At 50.8% G+C, this 19300-nt stretch carries 18 protein-coding genes and 2 tRNA genes; 4 read left to right on the forward strand and 16 right to left on the reverse strand.

The genetic code is table 11. The features are described 5' to 3' along the window. Positions 1-22: 22 nt before the first annotated feature. Positions 23-241, reverse strand: a complete 219-nt coding sequence (locus tag BZG20_RS02895) for a YejL family protein (RefSeq protein ID WP_046075299.1) — start codon at positions 239-241, stop codon at positions 23-25. A gap of 77 nt (positions 242-318) precedes the next feature. Here BZG20_RS02895 and yejK point away from each other — a divergent pair, with 77 nt between their 5' ends. Then, complete coding sequence (gene yejK, locus BZG20_RS02900; protein WP_077578070.1) at positions 319-1338, forward strand: nucleoid-associated protein YejK; 1020 nt, start codon at positions 319-321, stop codon at positions 1336-1338. A 127-nt stretch (positions 1339-1465) separates the two neighbouring features. Here yejK and nhaC read toward each other — a convergent pair whose 3' ends face one another. Continuing rightward, positions 1466-2905 carry a Na+/H+ antiporter NhaC gene (gene nhaC / locus BZG20_RS02905; RefSeq protein ID WP_046075301.1) on the reverse strand — a complete coding sequence of 480 codons (1440 nt, stop codon included), beginning with the start codon at positions 2903-2905 and terminating at the stop codon, positions 1466-1468. A gap of 535 nt (positions 2906-3440) precedes the next feature. Here nhaC and asd point away from each other — a divergent pair. Further along, a complete protein-coding gene (gene asd, locus BZG20_RS02910; RefSeq protein WP_102505349.1) occupies positions 3441-4562 on the forward strand; it encodes an aspartate-semialdehyde dehydrogenase in 1122 nt (373 codons plus the stop codon). Between the two features lie 150 nt (positions 4563-4712). Here the strand turns inward: asd and sodB are convergent, their stop codons facing one another. Then, positions 4713-5297 (reverse strand): superoxide dismutase [Fe], encoded by a 585-nt coding sequence (sodB, locus tag BZG20_RS02915; protein WP_046075303.1) that lies wholly within the window; start codon positions 5295-5297, stop codon positions 4713-4715. A 283-nt stretch (positions 5298-5580) separates the two neighbouring features. On the opposite strand from sodB, the gene grxD reads away from it, so the two are divergent. Further along, on the forward strand, positions 5581-5919 hold the full coding sequence (grxD, locus tag BZG20_RS02920) for a Grx4 family monothiol glutaredoxin (protein WP_046075304.1): 339 nt from the start codon (positions 5581-5583) through the stop codon (positions 5917-5919). Between the two features lie 105 nt (positions 5920-6024). Here the strand turns inward: grxD and BZG20_RS02925 are convergent, their stop codons facing one another. The 3 genes from BZG20_RS02925 to rnt form a co-directional block, all read right to left on the reverse strand. After that, positions 6025-7347 carry a Na+/H+ antiporter family protein gene (locus BZG20_RS02925; RefSeq protein WP_046075305.1) on the reverse strand — a complete coding sequence of 441 codons (1323 nt, stop codon included), beginning with the start codon at positions 7345-7347 and terminating at the stop codon, positions 6025-6027. 361 nt (positions 7348-7708) lie between these two features. Continuing rightward, a complete protein-coding gene (locus tag BZG20_RS02930; protein ID WP_077578071.1) occupies positions 7709-8998 on the reverse strand; it encodes an outer membrane protein transport protein in 1290 nt (429 codons plus the stop codon). Between the two features lie 500 nt (positions 8999-9498). Beyond that, positions 9499-10167 (reverse strand): ribonuclease T, encoded by a 669-nt coding sequence (gene rnt, locus BZG20_RS02935; RefSeq protein WP_046075307.1) that lies wholly within the window; start codon positions 10165-10167, stop codon positions 9499-9501. Positions 10168-10376: 209 nt separating this feature from the next. Here rnt and BZG20_RS02940 point away from each other — a divergent pair, with 209 nt between their 5' ends. After that, positions 10377-11282, forward strand: coding sequence for an OmpA family protein (locus tag BZG20_RS02940; protein ID WP_241829511.1), 906 nt, complete (start codon positions 10377-10379; stop codon positions 11280-11282). 112 nt (positions 11283-11394) lie between these two features. Here BZG20_RS02940 and gloA read toward each other — a convergent pair whose 3' ends face one another. The 10 genes from gloA to BZG20_RS02990 form a co-directional block, all read right to left on the reverse strand. Next, positions 11395-11811: a lactoylglutathione lyase gene (gloA, locus tag BZG20_RS02945; RefSeq protein WP_046075308.1), complete on the reverse strand. Its 417-nt coding sequence runs from the start codon at positions 11809-11811 to the stop codon at positions 11395-11397. A 44-nt stretch (positions 11812-11855) separates the two neighbouring features. After that, positions 11856-12497, reverse strand: coding sequence for an endonuclease III (nth, locus tag BZG20_RS02950; protein ID WP_046075309.1), 642 nt, complete (start codon positions 12495-12497; stop codon positions 11856-11858). A gap of 17 nt (positions 12498-12514) precedes the next feature. Further along, positions 12515-13213 (reverse strand): electron transport complex subunit E, encoded by a 699-nt coding sequence (locus tag BZG20_RS02955; protein WP_046075310.1) that lies wholly within the window; start codon positions 13211-13213, stop codon positions 12515-12517. Then, positions 13210-13848, reverse strand: a complete 639-nt coding sequence (gene rsxG / locus BZG20_RS02960) for an electron transport complex subunit RsxG (RefSeq protein ID WP_077578072.1) — start codon at positions 13846-13848, stop codon at positions 13210-13212. Before rsxG ends, BZG20_RS02955 begins: the two co-directional genes overlap by 4 nt. Further along, on the reverse strand, positions 13845-14924 hold the full coding sequence (gene rsxD, locus BZG20_RS02965; protein WP_046075312.1) for an electron transport complex subunit RsxD: 1080 nt from the start codon (positions 14922-14924) through the stop codon (positions 13845-13847). The genes rsxG and rsxD overlap by 4 nt, the downstream gene beginning before the upstream one ends. Before the next feature lie 5 nt (positions 14925-14929). Beyond that, on the reverse strand, positions 14930-17380 hold the full coding sequence (gene rsxC / locus BZG20_RS02970) for an electron transport complex subunit RsxC (RefSeq protein ID WP_077578073.1): 2451 nt from the start codon (positions 17378-17380) through the stop codon (positions 14930-14932). Further along, on the reverse strand, positions 17380-17955 hold the full coding sequence (rsxB, locus tag BZG20_RS02975) for an electron transport complex subunit RsxB (protein ID WP_046075314.1): 576 nt from the start codon (positions 17953-17955) through the stop codon (positions 17380-17382). Before rsxB ends, rsxC begins: the two co-directional genes overlap by 1 nt. Further along, positions 17952-18536, reverse strand: coding sequence for an electron transport complex subunit RsxA (gene rsxA, locus BZG20_RS02980; protein ID WP_046075315.1), 585 nt, complete (start codon positions 18534-18536; stop codon positions 17952-17954). The genes rsxB and rsxA overlap by 4 nt, the downstream gene beginning before the upstream one ends. A 452-nt stretch (positions 18537-18988) precedes the next feature. Continuing rightward, a tRNA-Asn gene (locus tag BZG20_RS02985) sits at positions 18989-19064 on the reverse strand. A 141-nt stretch (positions 19065-19205) separates the two neighbouring features. Continuing rightward, positions 19206-19281 (reverse strand) — tRNA-Asn (locus BZG20_RS02990). Between the last annotated feature and the right edge of the window lie 19 nt (positions 19282-19300).

The following is a 19300-nucleotide window of genomic DNA, read 5'->3' on the forward strand; positions in this document are numbered from 1 at the left end:
ATTAGCGACTGCTGCTTTTGCATTATTGCTTATCGATGGATGCCATTAATGCCTGGGCAAACTTGTCGGCAAATGCCTGGCGTTGGGCGGCAGGAATATTGTGATTAAGGATGTTAGTGGCGACATTCCCGATCACCATCAGCGATAAATCCGTAGAGGCATCGTGTTGTTCTAACACGTTGACAACATCGCTGATAATACGTTCCACTTGCTCGTCGTCATATTTTGAAGTTACAGGCATAAATTCGTCTTTTCTTCTTAAAACCAAAGCAGCGTATAATAACTCACACTTTAGTCTTACTGAAAATCTTTTCAATCATGACCCTCACGCTTTCTAACGTAATATTGCATCAAATCGTTAAGCAAGATGATGATTCGCTTAACGTTCACCTTCGAGACGGCCCGTTGCCGCTCACCGAGCAGACGGAAAACCTGATGGGAGACATTCATCGGGTTTATCATGCAAAAGCAGGCAAAGGGTTTGCTTTGTTTGACACCGAGAGTGACTTCSAGCAGTGGTTAAAGGCCTATCGCGCCGACACGCTCGACTTTCAAACGTTGTCAGAAAAAGCGGTGGAGCGCTTGCGCGCTGAATTAGCGAAATACCCTTTTGCCGACAACGGTACCCTAGTGATGGCGCACTACCGAGCGCTCGCGACGGACTATCTGTTTATCGGCGTGCTCGAGTCGAAGCACAGTTTACGTGTCACTGATGAACTGGAGGTGAATGCCACCGAGTATCTCGATGTGAGCAAGATGGATATCGCTGCGCGCATTGACTTATCGACGTGGGAGACAGATGCCGAATCAAATCGCTATCTTTCCTTTATCAAAGGCCGCGTGGGGCGCAAAGTCGCTGATTTCTTCCTCGACTTTCTGCAAGCGGAAGTGGGAATGGATAGTAAGCAGCAAAATCAGGTGCTGATGCAAGCGGTAGAAGACTACTGCGACGATGCCCGCCTCGACAAGGAAGAAAAGCATAATACCCGTAAGCAAGTGTTTGATTATTGCAATGATCAGCTCAAAGCCGGTGATGAAGTGGTGGTGAAAGAGCTGGCCGGTGAACTGCCAGCGACGCCTGACGGCACTGACTTTTATCAGTACGCTAACCAGCAAGGGTATGAACTTGAAGCGCAGTTCCCGGCTGATAGAACCACGATGCGAAAGCTCACCAAGTTTGTCGGAGCTGGTGGCGGTTTGTCGGTCAACTTTGACGCCATGCTGTTAGGAGAGCGTGTGTTTTATGATCCAGAGACAGATACGCTGACCATTAAAGGCACGCCGCCGAACTTGCGCGACCAGCTTCAGCGTCGTTTATCGAGCCGAGATGATGACTAGCGTCTAGACCATTGACCATGGCTGGGTCAGTGTGATCTATATGATAAAAAGCGGGACACCTGATGGTGTCCCGCTTTTTCTTTACTTCGCTTAGCGACGCATTGACCACAATATGTGATCTGCGTTTTTATGCGCGCTCGGGCGCGGCGTCTAGGGTCGCTGCGTCGTCAGTGTGCGCGTTCTGTGCTGGCTCGACTTTGTCGACAAACCAACCCATGTAGCTAGTCACGATAGTCACAGCGATACAAACAAAGCTTAGCCACATAAACGGCGCATACGACAAGGTCGCGACACCCAAGATGCTTGCCATGTAGATACCATTGTCACTCCAAGGCACCATCCCAGATGTCAGTGTGCCACCGAACTCGGCGTTACGGGATAAGTTCTTGCGCTGATAACCCAAGCGGTCGTAGTTTTTCGCACAGATTTTGGGGGTTAAGATCAGTGATACATACATCGCTGAGCCAAAAATGTTCCCCATAAAGGCCGTACCAATGGTTGAGGTGGCCAAGCTTCCAGCACTATTGACGCGGCGCTCAAAGAGATTAGCGATGGTATGGAGTACGCCCACTTTTTCCAACAAGCCACCGAAACCGAGACCAAACACAATCACGGCCACAGAACCAAGCATGGATGACATACCGCCGCGATTGAGAATGGCATCAATGAAATCCACCCCTGACGCGACAGAGAAGGGGGCCCAGGCGGTATTAATCGCCGCAACAGGAGCCATGTCTTGCAGCATGACTGCCCACACCACGCCCAGTAACGAGCCAAAGCTGATCACCGGGAAGGATGGAAGGCGCATGGCGAGCAGGGCAAGGACAATGAGGACAGGAATAAATGACATCGGGGTGATGACAAACTGATCTTGCATCGCTTGTTTCACCATTTCTACCTGGCTCATATCCACATTGCCGGCATAGTGCCAGCCAACAAGGGTAAACAGAATGCCGGTAATGATGTAGCTGATAAGCGCAATCGGAAGCATGCCTTTAATATGCTCGACAATTTCCACCCCTGACATCGATGATGCGAGGATCACCGAATCAGACAGCGGAGACATTTTGTCGCCGAAATAACACCCTGACAGCACCGCACCCGCAGTCATTGGCGCTGGAATGCCTAGGCCTTGACCAATGCCCATCATTGCAATCCCCGCGGTACCGGCTGCGCCCCAAGAGGTTCCTGTCGCCAAAGCGGTTAATGAGCAAATCAACATGGTCGCTAAAAGGAAGATAGAAGGGTGGATAGCTTTCAGACCATAATAAATGATGGTGGGGACAATGCCGCCTGCAATCCAGGTACCCACGAGAGCGCCCACGGACAGGAGGATTAACACCGCCCCAAGACCGTTGGAAATACCTTTGGTTGCTGCCGATTCAAGGTCTTTGTATTGGTGGCCTAATTTGAGCCCCAAGCCCATGATCACAAACCAGCCAATAAATAATGCCAGTTGGATGGGTAAATCGAGTTTTGCGGTAAACGAAAACGCGAGCGCCAAAAATGCACCAAGCGCCAGAATGACCTGAACGATGGATGGTAATCGAATTTGATGTGTTGTCATAACTGAACCTTCTTCACGTCGCACTCGGTGACAACCGATAGGGCGAACGTATCAATATCATTATCGGAAGGTGGATCGTCTGTGATTGCGCGACTACTCCCTGCGCCATTTAGCGATGCAACTAGCAACAACCAAACTCACATCACTGTCCGTGTGTCAGTATCCTTTGTTCCATTTGTGAGGCGTCATACTCTAGCTAACAGAACAATGAGATGGGAAACATTTTTGTCGCTTATGTGAGTCGAACGCGAGCGAGGTTAATTGCCATTGTTATATGTTTTTTCCTTGTGTTTTTAAGGTTAATTATCTGTTTTATACTAATGATTTTTATGTGTCTGGAGGCGGTGTTTGTCGGCGTATGTACGTTAAATCAAGGTGGGTACCAGTGATGGAACGGTTAAAAAATGGTGGATAATTGAGCAGAAAAAGGGGCTAACCTGACGACTGTGAAAAGACGTGTTAGTATCAAAAACGTTTTTTCACTGACTGTCGAACTTTAAACGACGGTCACACAACATGGAGTGTGAAAATTATGATGCGAGTAGGTTTAGTTGGCTGGCGTGGCATGGTGGGATCTGTGCTGATGCAGCGTATGGTGGAAGAAAAAGATTTCGACCATATCGAACCTGTGTTTTTTAGTACGTCTCAGGTTGGGATTGACGCTCCGAACTACGGTAAGGATGCGGGCACTCTAAAAGACGCTTACGACATTGAGATGCTAAAAACCCTCGATGCTATTATCACCTGCCAAGGCGGAGATTATACCAACGATGTTTACGCAAAGCTGCGTGAATCAGGTTGGAAAGGCTATTGGATTGATGCGGCGTCATCACTACGAATGGCAGATGATAGTATCATCACCTTGGATCCGATTAACTTCAAACAAATCCAAGCGGGAATTCATAAAGGCACGCGCACCTTTGTTGGTGGTAACTGCACCGTGAGTTTGATGCTGATGGGCTTGGGTGGCCTATACCAAAATGGCCTGGTCGAGTGGATGACCGCCCAGACTTATCAAGCTGCGTCAGGCTCAGGTGCCAAGCACATGCGCGAGCTGATCAGCCAAATGGGCGTGATTAATGATGCTGTCAACACTGATTTGGCCAGCCCTGCCACTTCTATCTTGGACATTGACCGCAAAGTTGCGCAAACCATGCGCTCGAGTGACTTCCCAAGTGACAACTTTGGCGTGCCGCTTGCCGGTTCACTGATCCCTTGGATTGACGTGAAGCGCGAAAATGGTCAGAGCAAGGAAGAGTGGAAAGCCTCGGTTGAAACCAATAAAATCTTGGGGTTAGACAATAACCCAATCCCTATCGACGGTACGTGCGTCCGTGTGGGAGCGATGCGCTGTCATAGCCAGGCATTGACCATTAAGCTGAAAAAAGCAGTGCCAATGGATGAAATTGAAGACATGATTGCATCTCATAACGATTGGGTCAGTGTTGTCCCTAATGAGCGCGATGTGACCATGACGGATCTGAGCCCGGCGAAGGTGACAGGCACCATGTCTGTGCCTGTGGGTCGTTTGCGTAAACTGGCGATGGGTGACGATTTTCTTAATGCCTTTACCGTGGGTGACCAGCTGCTGTGGGGCGCGGCAGAACCTCTACGTCGTACGTTGCGCATTATCTTGTCGGAAAAAGAGCAAGGCTAATGGCCGTGTAATAGCCACATTAAGCCGTCAACGGAGTTGGCGGCTTTTTTGTGTCCGATGTTCTGTATCGCTTAGTCCTAGCGTATCAAGCGTGCATAAAAAAGGAGGCGATAGACGCCCCCTTAACTTCACGCTTTTTCGTAAGCTGACTTAGCCTGCGAAGTTTTTCGCAACAAAGTCCCAGTTGACCAACTTCCAGAAAGCAGCCAGATAGTCTGGACGCACGTTGCGATAGTCGATGTAGTAAGCGTGCTCCCACACGTCCACGGTCAGTAGTGGCGTTTCACCGTCGTGAGTCAGTGGGGTTTCAGCGTTTGATGTGTTGACGATCGCCACTGAACCATCTGCTTTTTTCACCAGCCACGTCCAGCCTGAGCCGAAGTTAGTGACCGCGGCGTTGGTGAACTGAGTTTTAAACTCGTCAAAAGAGCCAAAGGCTTTAGTGATTGCCTCTGCAACGTCACCAGTAGGCTCGCCGCCACCGTTAGGGCTTAGGCAGTGCCAGTAGAAGGTGTGGTTCCACACTTGCGCAGCATTGTTAAATACACCGCCTGAAGAGGTTTTGATGATCTCTTCCAGTGATTTACCTTCAAAGTCAGTGCCTTCAATCAGACCATTAAGCTTCACCACATAGGTGTTGTGGTGCTTGTCATAGTGATAGTCCAGCGTCTCTTTTGAGATATGTGGCTCTAGCGCATCTTTTGCGAAAGGGAGTTCAGGTAGTTGGAATGACATTGCTTATATCTCCGTTTTTATCGTGAGAGTGCTTCCTGTAGTCCATCACCGACCGCTCAAGCGTGTCGTTTGTCATCAATGAGCACATCAACAACTCACCACCTAAGCATCGGGTGTGGCTACTATTTTCGTTTTGCTGAGTGTAGTTTAGCAAGTTTTTACTTTATTAAAAGGATCGCAGTAAAATTTTTATGCCTAATCCCACAAAAGATTTAGGCATTTTTTTCCGGCTTGTTAACCAGTAGAATCAAGGCAAGATTCACAGACAGTGTTCGAGGAAGCAATGGAAACAACGGACAAAATCAAGCAGCAAATCGAAGAAAATGCSATTCTGCTTTACATGAAAGGGTCGCCAAAACTGCCAAGCTGTGGTTTTTCTTCTCAAGCCTCTCAAGCGCTTATGTCGTGTGGCGAGAAGTTTGCTTATGTAGATGTCTTACAAAACCCAGATATCCGCGCAGAGCTGCCTGTATACGCGCAGTGGCCGACCTTCCCTCAGCTTTGGATTGAAGGTGAATTGGTCGGCGGTTGTGACATCATTCTGGAAATGTTCCAAAAAGGTGAGCTACAGCCATTGGTCAAAGAAGCGGCTGAGCGCCGTGATGCGAGTGACAACGAATAACGCGGTTATTGATGTGACAAACATTGAAAAGCCACGTCCTGGACGTGGCTTTTTTGTATTCATCTATGTCTGACATTGTGCGTGACGTTTGTTTAGCGTACCCGCTCAGAGCACCATGGCCGCTAGCCAGCCAAACGCAATTAATGGCAAGTTGTAGTGAATAAAGGTGGGTACCACAGTATCCCAAATATGCTCGTGCTGACCGTCGGCATTCAGCCCCGATGTGGGACCCAAGGTGGAGTCAGATGCCGGTGAGCCCGCGTCGCCCAATGCGGCTGCCGTGCCTACCAAGGCAATCGTCGCCATCGGTGAAAAACCAAATGCCAGTGAGAGGGGGACATAAATAGTGGCAATAATGGGAATGGTTGAGAATGACGAGCCGATCCCCATGGTGACCAAAAGCCCCACCACTAACATCAAAAAGGCTGCAAGCGGCTTGTTCTCACCAATTGACCCCGATAGGGACGCGACCAAGGATTCGACGCCCCCCGTGGCTTTCATGACGGCAGCAAAGCCCGCGGCGGTGATCATAATAAAGCCAATCATCGCCATCATGTGCACCCCTTTGGTAAACACATCCTGGGTGTCTTTCCAGCGGATCACGCCACCAAAGGTAAACACCATAAAACCAGCCAACGAGCCCACAATCATTGAGCCTGCCATTAGTTGCACGCTTAATGCGGCGACAATGGCAATCGCGGCGACCCACAAGTTGCGCGATTGAATGCCTTGGTTTTCCGGCTCAGCGCTCAAGACGTCTTTTTCACTGTATTGGCGCGGCTGACGGTAGCTAATAAAGGTGGCGATCAACAGGCCAACCACCATACCCGCTGCAGGCAATAACATGGCTGTAGGAACCTGGCTCGCGACCACATCTAAGCCATTGTCATTGAGGTTTTTGAGCAAAATGTTGTTCAAAAAGATGCCGCCAAAGCCGACCGGTAACACCATATACGGCATGATTAAGCCAAAGGTGAGTACACAGGCGACCAGACGACGGTCGAGCTTTAAGCGTTGGAACACATGCAATAGTGGGGGGATCACAATAGGGATAAAGGCAATGTGGACCGGAATCGCATTTTGCGACGAAATCGCTAACAGCCCTAAAAGGACTAAAACAACATATTTAAAGGTGGCGGTGTTGGCATCGGTTGGACGCGCGTTTAACTTGCGGATCACCGAGTGCGCAAGCACATCCGTGATCCCAGAACGGCTGATAGCGACGGCAAAGGTGCCGAGCATCGCATAGCTCAGGGCAATGGTGGCACCGCCACCCAGTCCGCCCTCAAAGGCACTAATGGTGTCGGAAATACTAAGACCACCGACCAAGCCGCCAAGGACGGCGCTGAACGTGAGCGCGACAACGACATTTACACGCATAAGCGCCAATGCCAGCATGACGCAGACTGAAATGACTACCGGGTTCATTAAACATTCCTGTTACGAGTGTGGTGACTGCAGCTTCACTGCAGGGATTATCTATGGTTTTGTAATTAGGCTACCCAGTTTGCGCAAAATTTTGTCCGTGTCGAGGGGTAATCGGTTTTTTTTTGGTTACTTTCTTTCAAGCTTGTCAGCGTTGCTGAAAGTCGCGACCAGTAAAGTAGGCAAAAAGGGCGCGGCGGCGCCCCCAGGGATGGGTTCACGGCATGTCTGTGTGCGGGGCTTGGTCGCGTTATTCCATCATAGCGGCCAGCCATCGCTTCTAATGTCATTCAGGTCGGAACATAGACCAAAAAAAGCCGGCCTTAATAGGCCGGCTCCTTGGGTTTAGGTTAAGCAGTCGGGATTAGAACAAGTAGTTCAGCTGCAAACCATAGATGTACGCATCGCCACCGGCTGAGAAGTCAGTGTCGGACGAGGTAGTGCTAGTTAGTGCTTCCGTACCATCAACTTGATCACCGTCTAGGTAAGCGAAACCGAGGTCAACCGACAGATTTTCGTTCGCTGTATAGGTCGTCCCTAAGCTCCACCAATGACGGTCTGAATCCGGAATACTTAGCGTGCGCTTTTCCGCAGGCACAGGGCTTTCATCATAGGCATAGCCCGCACGGAATGCCCAGTGCTCATCCATGGTATAAGTAGCACCCAGCGCATAACGCCAGCTGTTGTCCCAGTCTTCTTCTTTTTGGAAACATACATTGTTATTGGCAGAGCAGCCTGAACCTGTTGCTTTAAGCTCTTTTAGGCTATCCCAACCAGTGTACATGGCACTATAATGCACTGCGATTTGTTGGTTTAACTGATGAAAGCCAGAGAACTCGATGATTTCAGGTAAGTTAAGTTCCAACTCACCATCCACTTTAGTGCCAGGGCCTCCTCCGGTTGGACCACCTGCAAGCGCCGCCAAACCATCTGTAAACTTGCCATCAAGGGTGACATCGGTTTGCGAGCGATAGGTCAAACCAAATCGATTATCTTCATTGACCTCCCAAAGCACGCCGAGATTCCAGCCAAATCCCCAACCATCCCCAGCAAGTTTTGCTGCTTGATCTGTTGGACTTCCGCCAATAGTACCAGCTAGTGCACCTTTCTGACGTTTTAGCTCTGCATCAGCGTAAATGGCACTGATACCCGCACCGATACTCCACTGATCATTAAGCTTGTAGGCAATATTAGGGTTGAAGTTCATGGTTACCAGTTCGGTTGACCCCGCAATTGACCCCGCGTAAAAGTCTTTCGGATAGTCGGTTGATAGACCAAAATTTGAGAAGGCAGAGAAGCCCACCGCTAATTTGTCATCAATCGGCTGAATAATATGAATGTTAGGTACATATTCAGTGGGGGCGATATCTTTTGCGTCCGTTTCCATCGTCGAGCTCGTAGCATCGACATCTGCATGCACATCTGGGTCAATGATGCTTAAGCCGCCCGAGAAAGCGGTGGTGTTAAAGCGGGTTAGGGCAGCGGCGTTGCGTGCGCCCACTGCGGCATTATCTGCGATAGCGGCTTCACCGGCAAAAGCACGCCCCAAACCGGATACCGAGGTTTCTGATACTTGGAAGCCGGCACTGTGTGCTTGCACGGCTAACAAAGATAAACTGGTTGCCACTAGCGATTTCTTAAATAGTGATGACATAACGCGCCTCACTCCTTTGTTAATTAGCTTCTTGTTCTTTGGGGCCGCCGCTTCAGTGCCCATCTTACGTGGGCGTGAGAAGTGGTCGGATGTTCTACAGGTTCAATAGTGGCACCAATTTCACGTTTGTTAAAGGTTGGTTTCAAAACGGGTAACACAATATTTCACCTGGTTGGGCTGACAATGTTTCTATCAGTTGTTTTAAGTAAATACTCTATTTGAGTTATACCTATGCTCAGCCCCTATTTAACGTGATTTTCACACTCGGTTTTTGTCGCTCACTCCTTATGTGCCTGTTTAATAGTGGTTAGTCTGATAACGAAATAAAGACCAAAATAAGATCACAAAAATGTGACCGCAAACAAATTGTTAACAACTATAAGCTGAACTTTTTGTGGTTTGTGAACACGTTTGGCGTCAAGCATGCAGGGTCGGTAGCAACGCAAAGGTTGCGTTGTTGCCGACCTGACTGTGCGTATACGGTCTTTACACCAGCGTGATTAGGTAGAGGGGGACGCTGTGCTCTCCGAGGTGGAAGGCAGGGGCCAACCGCCCAAGCGTTTCCAACGATTGACGATTTCACAGAATAGCTCAGCGGTACGCTCGGTATCATAGAGCGCACTGTGCGCCTCTTTATTATCGAACGGGATTTGCGCCGTTTGGCAAGCTTTCGCCAACACGGTTTGCCCGAGCGCCAGTCCGCTCAGGGCGGCGGTATCAAAGGTGGCGAAAGGGTGGAACGGATTACGTTTTAATTGCGCCCGCTCGGCGGCGGCCATCACAAAGCTGTGATCGAAATTAGCGTTGTGGGCGACCATAATGGTGCGTTGGCATTCCGCTGCTTTTTGTTCTTTACGGATAAGCTTAAAGATTTCCCGCAAGGCCTCGCCTTCATCAACCGCGCCGCGTAGTGGGCTATAAGGGTCACGGATACCGGTGAACTCTAGGGCGGCGGGTTCAAGGTTAGCGCCCTCAAACGGGGTGACATGAAAGTGCAGCTTTTTGTCTGGCGATAACCAGCCTTGCTCGTCCATTTTTAAGGTGACAGCACAAATCTCTAGCAGTGCATCGGTTTGGGCATTGAAGCCGGCTGTCTCAACGTCGACAACGACAGGGAAATAACCACGGAATCGGGCTTTGAGACTATTTGGATCACTTGCTTGGCTCATGCTGATGTCACTTTACGAATAATAAGAAAAGGGTGATTATCGCAAATAGTGGCGTTAAGCTAAAGTCGGCGTGTAACGTGTCGATAACTTTATAACCATTTGTTTTTGTCTAAGCCATGTTTTGGTCACTGCAGCAGCGGTGACTCGCGCAACCTTTCAAGCAGTAAACTGTGCGTGAAGACAGAATCACGCGACGTACGGAGTCTGTAATGGCGTTTTGTCCTGTTGATTTAATGAAATGGCACTTTATCCCAGTGGTGGTGTCATGTGTTGCTCTTCTTTTGCCCAACCAGGCGTCTGCCAACAAGCAATACGTGGCATCGTTGGGGGAGTCAAACTGGACCGTGACAATTGATACGCCCATTGAGTGCCGTCTTGAGCATGACGTGCCAGGGTACGGGCAAGCATCGTTCACATCACGAGCCAGTAAGGACATGAATCTCGATTTCTCACTCGATATGCAGCGGCCCATGGGTGAGACCGCGCAGGTGTCACTGCTTTCCATGCCCGCTGACTGGATGCCCGGAGAGCCGGCTCGCTATATGGACCAACTCCAGTTCTTCAAACAATTTGATGGCTATGTGGGCGGTCAAACGGCTTGGGCGATGCTGAGTGAGCTAGAGGCGGGACGATTCCCCACGTTTAGCTTTAAAGACTGGCAGCGTCAGCAGCGACAGGTGGATGTGGCGTTATCGGCGGTGGCATTTGGTTCGCCATATAATGAATTTAGCCGGTGTCTGAATAAGTTATTGCCGTATGCGTTTGAGGACATTTCCTTTACCGTCTTGCGCTATCAAGAAAACAGCGATGAGTTGACCAAAGCAAGCCGCCAACGATTGACGCAGATAGCCGAGTTTGTTCGTTACAGCGATGATATCGATTTGGTGCTAGTGGCGACCTACTCTGATGCGCGTGGCACCCGTGAAGCCAATCAGCAAATGTCAGAGCGACGAGCGAAGAAATTGCGCGACTACTTTACCTCGCTGGGCTTACCTGAAGATCGGATTACCGTTGAGGCTTATGGCGAACGCCGTCCGATTGCTGACAACGACGACCCAATTGGGCGCAGTAAAAACCGCCGTGTGGTGATTTCGTTAGGAAGAACCTTGTTATAGGCGACAGCCACAGAGGTTATCACAGACAGTGTATGCCTCCGATACAACATAGACAGCACGAAAAAGCCCGGCATCGAATGCCGGGCTTATTTTTGTGACGTGTCTTGCTGTGTTAGCCGTTCAGCCCCGCAGAGGCACTTTTGTTTTGGATAAGCTCCAATTTGTAGCCATCAGGGTCAGTCACGAAGGCGATTTCAGTACTACCGCCTTTGACAGGGCCTGGCTCGCGGGTGATATTGCCGCCCGCTTGACGAATTTGATCGCAGGTCGCGTAAACATCATCCACACCGATCGCGATATGGCCAAAGGCGTTACCGTGATCGTACTCGCTTTCGCCCCAGTTGTAGGTCAGCTCAATCACGGCGCCTTCTGATTCATCGCTATAGCCGACAAACGCCAAGCTATATTTGTACTGCTCGTTTTCATTGGTGCGTAACAAACGCATTCCCATTACTTCGGTATAAAACTTGATAGCACGGTCTAGATCACCGACGCGGATCATGGTGTGTAGAATTCTGCCGTTTGACATGACGTTGCTCCTTTTTGGCTTGCCAGTGCTCGCCGTTGACGGCGTTAGCTATCTGGATAAACTTTTTCTTTGTACTCACATAAATCTTCAATGATGCAACTGCCACAGCGAGGTTTTCGTGCGAGGCAGGTGTAGCGTCCATGCAGAATTAGCCAGTGGTGCACATCGACCTTAAATTCTTTAGGCACCACCTTGATCAGTTTTTCTTCCACGTCATTGACGTTTTTACCCATCGCGAACTTGGTACGATTGGACACGCGAAAAATATGGGTATCCACGGCGATGGTGGGCCAACCAAACGCGGTGTTGAGTACCACATTGGCGGTTTTGCGTCCCACGCCGGGCAAGGCTTCTAGCGCCTCTCTACTTTCCGGTACCTCGCCATGGTGTTGCTCAATCAAGGCGCGGCAGGTTTTAATCACGTTTTCCGCTTTGGAATTGAATAAGCCAATATTTTTGATATATGACTTCACCCCATCCACGCCCAATGCCAGTAGCCCTTCGGGCGTATTGGCCACCGGATACAGCTTATCGGTGGCTTTATTGACACTCACATCGGTCGCTTGCGCAGACAGTAACACCGCGATCAATAACTCGAAAGGGGTGGACCAATTGAGCTCCGTTTGCGGATTCGGGTTGTTATCGCGCAGGCGCTCCAGAATTTGTCGTCGTTTTTCTTTATTCATTTACCCTATCCTGTGGATCATTGATTACCCGTCACCCGTGCGCGCTCAATCACCGGCTTGTCGTCTTTTTCTGTTTTACTGGCAAGGTGTGTATCAATGATGTTCTTCAACGCGATGAGAAAGCCGACCGCGAGAAACGCGCCCGGTGGTAATATGGCTAACAGAAACTTGGTGTCGAATTGAAAAATCTCAATCCTAAGCGCGGCAGCCCAGTCGCCGAGCAAAAGGTCGGCACCATCAAACAAGGTGCCATTGCCGATAATTTCGCGAATAGCCCCTAATACCACCAAGGCTACTGTCATACCGGTGCCCATCCAAAAACCATCACTCACCGACAAGCCGACAGGGTTTTTAGAGGCAAAGGCTTCGGCGCGGCCGATGATGATACAGTTGGTGACAATCAATGGGATAAAAATACCGAGCGATTGATAAAGGCCGTAAGCATACGCATTCATGACCAGTTGCACGCAGGTCACCAGTGAAGCAATCACCATCACGAAAATAGGAATGCGCACTTCTTTGGGTACCCAGTCCCTAATCAGTGACACAATCAAATTGGAGCCGACGAGTACGGCCAAGGTCGCGATCCCTAGGCCAAGTGCATTGGTGACGGTAGCGGATACCGCCAACAGTGGGCACAAACCTAGTAGCTGCACAAACGCTGGGTTATTACTCCATAAGCCATTTTTCATTAGCTCTTTGTGGGCGCTGTTCATGACGCTCCTCCGCAATTAACCGGTTGGTTGATCAGCGCGTCTTGGTGTTGACTCACAAACCAAGCCGCTTTTTTGACGGCGCCGACAACCGCGCGCGGGGTAATGGTGGCGCCGGTAAACTGATCAAACTGCCCGCCGTCTTTTTTGACCGCCCAACGCGCATCGTCTTCGCTGGTGACGGTTTTGCCGCTAAAGCTACGGATCCAATCTGACACCCGCAAGCTCACCTTATCTCCCAGTCCTGGGGTTTCGTTATGCTCGAGAACCCGCACACCCAGCACCTGATGGTTGTTCGCATCCATGCCAATTAATACCTTAATGGCACCATTGTAGCCATTAGGGGCAATAGCTTGAATAGCAACGGCGCTGACCTCACCGCCTAGGGTGGCAACATAAAAAGGCTGGGCGTCATCGGTGCCCAGTGCATCCTTATTTTCGATAAGGCGGCAGCTTTGATGCAGCGGATTATCGTGCCTTTCTTCAGGGATCACCTGATTGAGCGCCTTTGATAATTGAATTTGCTGCTGCTCTTTAATGGTGTCTTCGGTTAGCGCGTGAGTGACCGCCACCAGTGCTGTCGACAAGAGGGCTGCGACCGCGAGAATGCCCCCATGTTTTTTTATAGTATCAATCATGACTTTGACTTCTTCTCCGCACGGTTTGTGGCATGCCCATACGTTCTTGGTTTGGTGTAATAATCAATCAATGGAACGCACAAGTTGGCAATGATCACCGCAAACGCGACACCATCTGGGTAGCCGCCCCAAGTACGTATTAAATACACCAACACCCCAATCAGGCCACCAAACCATAACCGACCACGGTCGGTGGTGGAGGCCGACACCGGATCGGTAGCGATAAAAAACGCCCCGAGCATGGTCGCGCCAGACAACAAATGAATCAGGGGCGACGCGAGTTGATCCGGTGCGACCAAGTGGCCGAGTAATGAACAAGCAAACAAGGCGACGAGTACCGCGACAGGAATATGCCAATTGATAATGCCACGTTGGATAAGCACCAAACCACCGAGTAGGTAAAGCGTGTTTACCCAAGCCCAACCTTTACCGCCTAGCGCTGAGAAAATGGGCTGTTGCAAGGCTTCACTGACGGTTTGACCGCCTGCGAGCGCAGTTTTAATGGTATCCAGAGGCGTCGCCATGGTGGCGCCATCCACGGTCATACGCAATTGGTTGACGCTAAAACCATCTAAGGTATAGCCGCCAAAAATCGCCGCGAGGGTATCGGTAATGGTCAAACTATGGGTGGCGAGACTCTCGGGCGGTAACCAGGTGGTCATTTGCACCGGAAAAGCGATGAGGAGTACCACATAGCCAACCATGGCTGGATTGAAGAGGTTCTGTCCTAATCCGCCATAGATATGCTTGGCAACAATAATAGAAAACGCGGTACCTATAACGATCACCCACCAAGGCGCCATCGGTGGGATCGCGACGGCCAATAAAAACGCCGTGAGTAGGGCGCTATTATCGCGAAGGTAAGCCATCACGGGGCGATGACGTAATCGCATGACCAGTGCTTCGGTTGACCATGCCGTGATTACCGCCAAGGTTAATTGAACCAGCACGCCCCAGCCGAAGAAATACCACTGTGCGGCCAAACCGGGTAGGGCACAGAGAAGCACCGTCAGCATGATATGGCTGGTGGAACGTTTGTTGTGGGCGTGTGGTGAACTTGCAATGAAAAACGCCACGTGGGTTATTCCTTATCTTCTTGTGATTGTTGTGCGGCTTTACGCGCCTTAGCACGCGCGACGGCGGCTGCGACAGCGGCTTTTTTGTCGTTAGCTTCGTCGGTTGCAGGCGCGGTGTCTGCAGCGTCGGATGGCGTATCGGCAGCCGTCTCAGGTTGTGCCTTGGTGTCGCCTTGCTGGGCCGCTTTACGTGCTTTGGCACGGGCAACGGCTGCGGCGACAGCGGCTTTTTTGTCGTTCGCTTCGTCGGTTGCAGGCGCGGTGTCTGCAGCGTCGGATGGCGTATCGGCAGCCGTCTCAGGTTGTGCCTTGGCATCGCTTTGCTGAGCGGCTTTACGTGCTTTAGCGCGGGCAACCGCGGCGGCGACGGCCGCTTTTTTGTCGCCAGCGTCATCCGTTTGTGCCGTCGTGTTTTCTGCGGCGGATGATTGCTTGGCCGCCGGTGTTGGCTCTACCTTGGCATCGCTTTGCTGAGCGGCTTTACGTGCTTTGGCACGGGCAACGGCTGCGGCGACAGCGGCTTTTTTGTCGCCAGCATCATCCGTTTGTGCCTTAGTATCTTCTGCGGCGGATGATTGCTCGGCCGCCGGTGTTGGCTCTGCCTTGGCATCGTTTTGCTGAGCCGCTTTGCGTGCTTTGGCACGGGCAACGGCTGCGGCGACTGCGTCTTTCTTGCCGTCTTGATTCTCGGTGCTGTCGGATGTTGCCTGTGAATCAGCAGATGCTGAAGCTTTTTGCGCCTCTTTGGCCGCCTTACGCTCTCGCGCTTGACGCTTACGCTCTTCGCGCAATTTCATCATTTCACTGTTGTCTGGCTCATCACTGCCGGTTTTTGCCGCTTCGGCTTGTTTCGCTTTGGCCCGTGCGATCGCCGCCGCAACAGCAGGTTTGACATCACTCGATGCCGATTGCGCGGCTTTTTTCGCCTTCACGCGCTCTACCGCAGCGTTAAGCGCATCACCCGAGCCAGTGTTTTGTTGCGCCGCTTGCTTGCGACGCTCGGCCGCTTTGCGATGTTTTTCTTCTCGTTCTTGTTTTTCACGTTCCATTCGCGCTTTTTTGGCTTCAAAACGCTGACGTGCGCGCTCCGCGGCTTCTTTTTCCGCTTCAATTTCACGAATTTCTGCTTTGGCCTGGCGGTAGTATTGCACCAGTGGGATCTCACTCGGACACACATAGGCACAGGCGCCGCATTCAATACAATCGAAGAGATCATAGTCTTGGCACTTGTCGTAGTCCTGATCTTTGGCATACCACTGCAATTGTTGGGGCAACAGGTGAGCGGGACAAACATCGGCACAGGCACTGCAACGAATGCAGGCCATCTCTTGCTTGGCAGGCGCAATTTCCTTGCGCGTTGGCACCAGTACACAGTTAGTGGTTTTAGTCACAGGCACTTGTGTGTGTGGGACGGTAAAGCCCATCATCGGGCCACCAATAATCACCCGAGGCCGTTTTTTCTCAGCCTTGTAACCATGATGCGCCAACAATTCGCCAATTGGCGTGCCAAGTAGTGCCCACCGGTTTTGCTGGGTTTTGAGTGTTTTCCCAGTCAAAGTGACCACACGCTTGATCAGCGGCTCGCCATCTAGCACGGCGCGTTTGACCGCATAAGTGGTCCCGATGTTTTGCATAAGCACACCAATACTGGCGGGAAAGGCTTTGGCTGGGACTTCTTTGCCGGTAATGATTTGAATCAGCTGTTTTTCACCGCCAGATGGATACTTGGTAGGTACTACCTGGATGAGTATGTCCTCATCGACGGCTTTCACCGCTGCTTTAAGCGCAGTGATAGCCTCTGGCTTATTATCTTCAATGCCAATCACGGACAGCTTAGGCTTAACAATGTGATTAAGAATTTGTACCCCTGCGACGATTTCATCTGCGCAATCTTGCATCAGCCGATCGTCGGCGGTGATATAGGGCTCACATTCTGCGGCGTTGATGATAAGTACTTCAGTACGCGCCAAGCCACTTTGCAGTTTTCTTGCGGTTGGAAAGCCAGCGCCTCCCATTCCAGCAATGCCCATAGAGCGGATATGATCGATCAATTGCTCTGGCGGATGGGTTTGATAAGCCGGTAGGGCAGGTTTAGGTCCCCACTCATCTTTTCCATCGGGCTGAATCACCACGCAACGGTCGGACAAGCCTGAAGGATGCGCGATGGTTCTATCTTCGATGGCAATCACGGTGCCCGATGTCGGCGCATGTACCGGCACACATTGTTGAATATCCGTCTCAGTGAGGGCTTGCCCCGCGAATACCCGATCGCCCTGGCTCACGCATAATTTTCCCTTGCTGCCAATATGTTGCTTTAGCGGGATAACCAGCTCGGTAGGGAGTATCTTTTCTAAAATGGCGCCGTGATTCGACTGAGTTTTATGCTCAGGCGGGTGAATGCCGCCATGGAAATCCCAGATCTGGCCATGTTTTATTTGTTCTATAAGGCTGTCCATCAGGCGCGTGCTCTCTGACTCTCAGTGACATCTACAACGGGAATTTGTTCAAGCTTCCATTTCCAGGTTTCAGGGGTGTCCTGAACGGGGATCATTTCAATACAGTCGGTCGGACAGGGGGCAACACATAAATCACACCCAGTACAATCTTGCTCGATCACGGTATGCATCGCTTTGGTACTGCCGACAATCGCATCGACCGGACAGGCCTGAATGCACTTGGTGCAGCCGATGCAATCTTCTTCATGAATGAAGGCAACGGTTTTGATACTTTTTTCTTCATCGTGGGCGAGTTCGGTCGCTTCGACGCCCATCAAATCAGCCAAATTTTCAATCGTTTGCTGGCCACCTGGCGGACACTTGTTAATCTCGTCACCATTGGCAATGGCTTCGGCATAGGGGCGACAGCCAGGGTAACCGCATTGGCCACATTGCGTTTGCGGCAGAATGGCATCAATTTGATCGACAATAGGATCCGCCTCCACCTTAAAGCGAATCGAGGCGAAACCTAGGATTGCACCGAATATGGCGGCGAGCGCGGCAAGCACAACCACCGCTATCACTATTCCACTCATGATAAAGTCACCAGTCCTGTAAAGCCCATAAAGGCGAGCGACATTAATCCTGCGGTAATCATTGCCACTGACGCGCCTTTGAAAGGCGCGGGTACGTCAGCGGCTGCAATGCGCTCGCGCATTGCAGCGAATAAAACGAGAACCAGCGAGAAACCACAGGCCGCCCCAAAACCGTAAATAATCGATTCGATAAAGCTGTGCTGTTGTTTCACATTGAGCAAGGCCACCCCGAGTACCGCACAGTTTGAGGTAATCAAAGGTAGGAATACGCCCAATAGTCGGTGCAGTGTTGGACTGGTCTTATGCACCACCATTTCCGTGAACTGCACCACCACGGCAATCACTAAGATAAAGCTCAGTGTGCGCAGGTATCCGAGATCAAGTGGGATAAGAATATAGGTTTCAACCAGATACGAGCTCACTGATGCCAAGGTCAACACGAAGGTTGTGGCAAGCCCCATCCCAATTGCTGTTTCCAGTTTTTTTGATACGCCCATGAATGGACACAAGCCCAAAAACTCCACCAGTACGAAGTTATTGACCAATACTGTGCCCACCAGTAGCAACAAATACTCAGCCATGCTGTTTAATCATTTAATGTTTTTGTGATCTGCCTATTATCGACCTTTGAGGCGGCTATAACAACCGCCATCAAGCAGGGTTTTTGCTTGGTTCGCTGTAAGCTGTTAGTGACGCTTTACTCGCGCACCTTATTCGAGGGTTAGTGGCAGCATGGCGTGTTCGATCACGGTAAGAGTGTGTGATGAGATCACGGAGAAAGTAGGATAGGTCAAGGAGAAGAGAGACATAAATTTGGCTCCCCAACTGGGCTCATCGGGAACGCCTAGTTGGGGGCGCCCAGCCCAGTGACATATTCCGCATTGCGGAACGATTGGTCTGAAGAACTAAATTTGCCATCGGACATAAATTTGGCTCCCCCAACTGGACTCAACGGGGGCGCCCAGCCCAGTGACATATTCCGCATTGCGGAACGATTAGACTGAAGAACTAAATTTGCCATCGGACATAGAATTGGCTCCCCCAACTGGACTCGAACCAGTGACATACGGATTAACAGTCCGCCGTTCTACCAACTGAACTATGGGGGAATCGTGTCGCTATTGTGTTCTGTGAGGTCTCAAGATAGTGGCTCCCCCTGCGGGATTCGACGGGGACGCCTAGTCCTGCGACATATTCTGCGCAGCAGAAAGGGTGCTCACTTTTGCAATGTCTATCTTATCTCAAGATAGTGGCTCCCCCTGCGGGATTCGAACCTGCGACATACGGATTAACAGTCCGCCGTTCTACCAACTGAACTAAGGGGGAATTGCCTTGAGAACGGGGC

The organism is Salinivibrio sp. IB868 (assembly GCF_001995655.1).
Taxonomy (GTDB): Bacteria; Pseudomonadota; Gammaproteobacteria; order Enterobacterales; family Vibrionaceae; genus Salinivibrio; species Salinivibrio siamensis.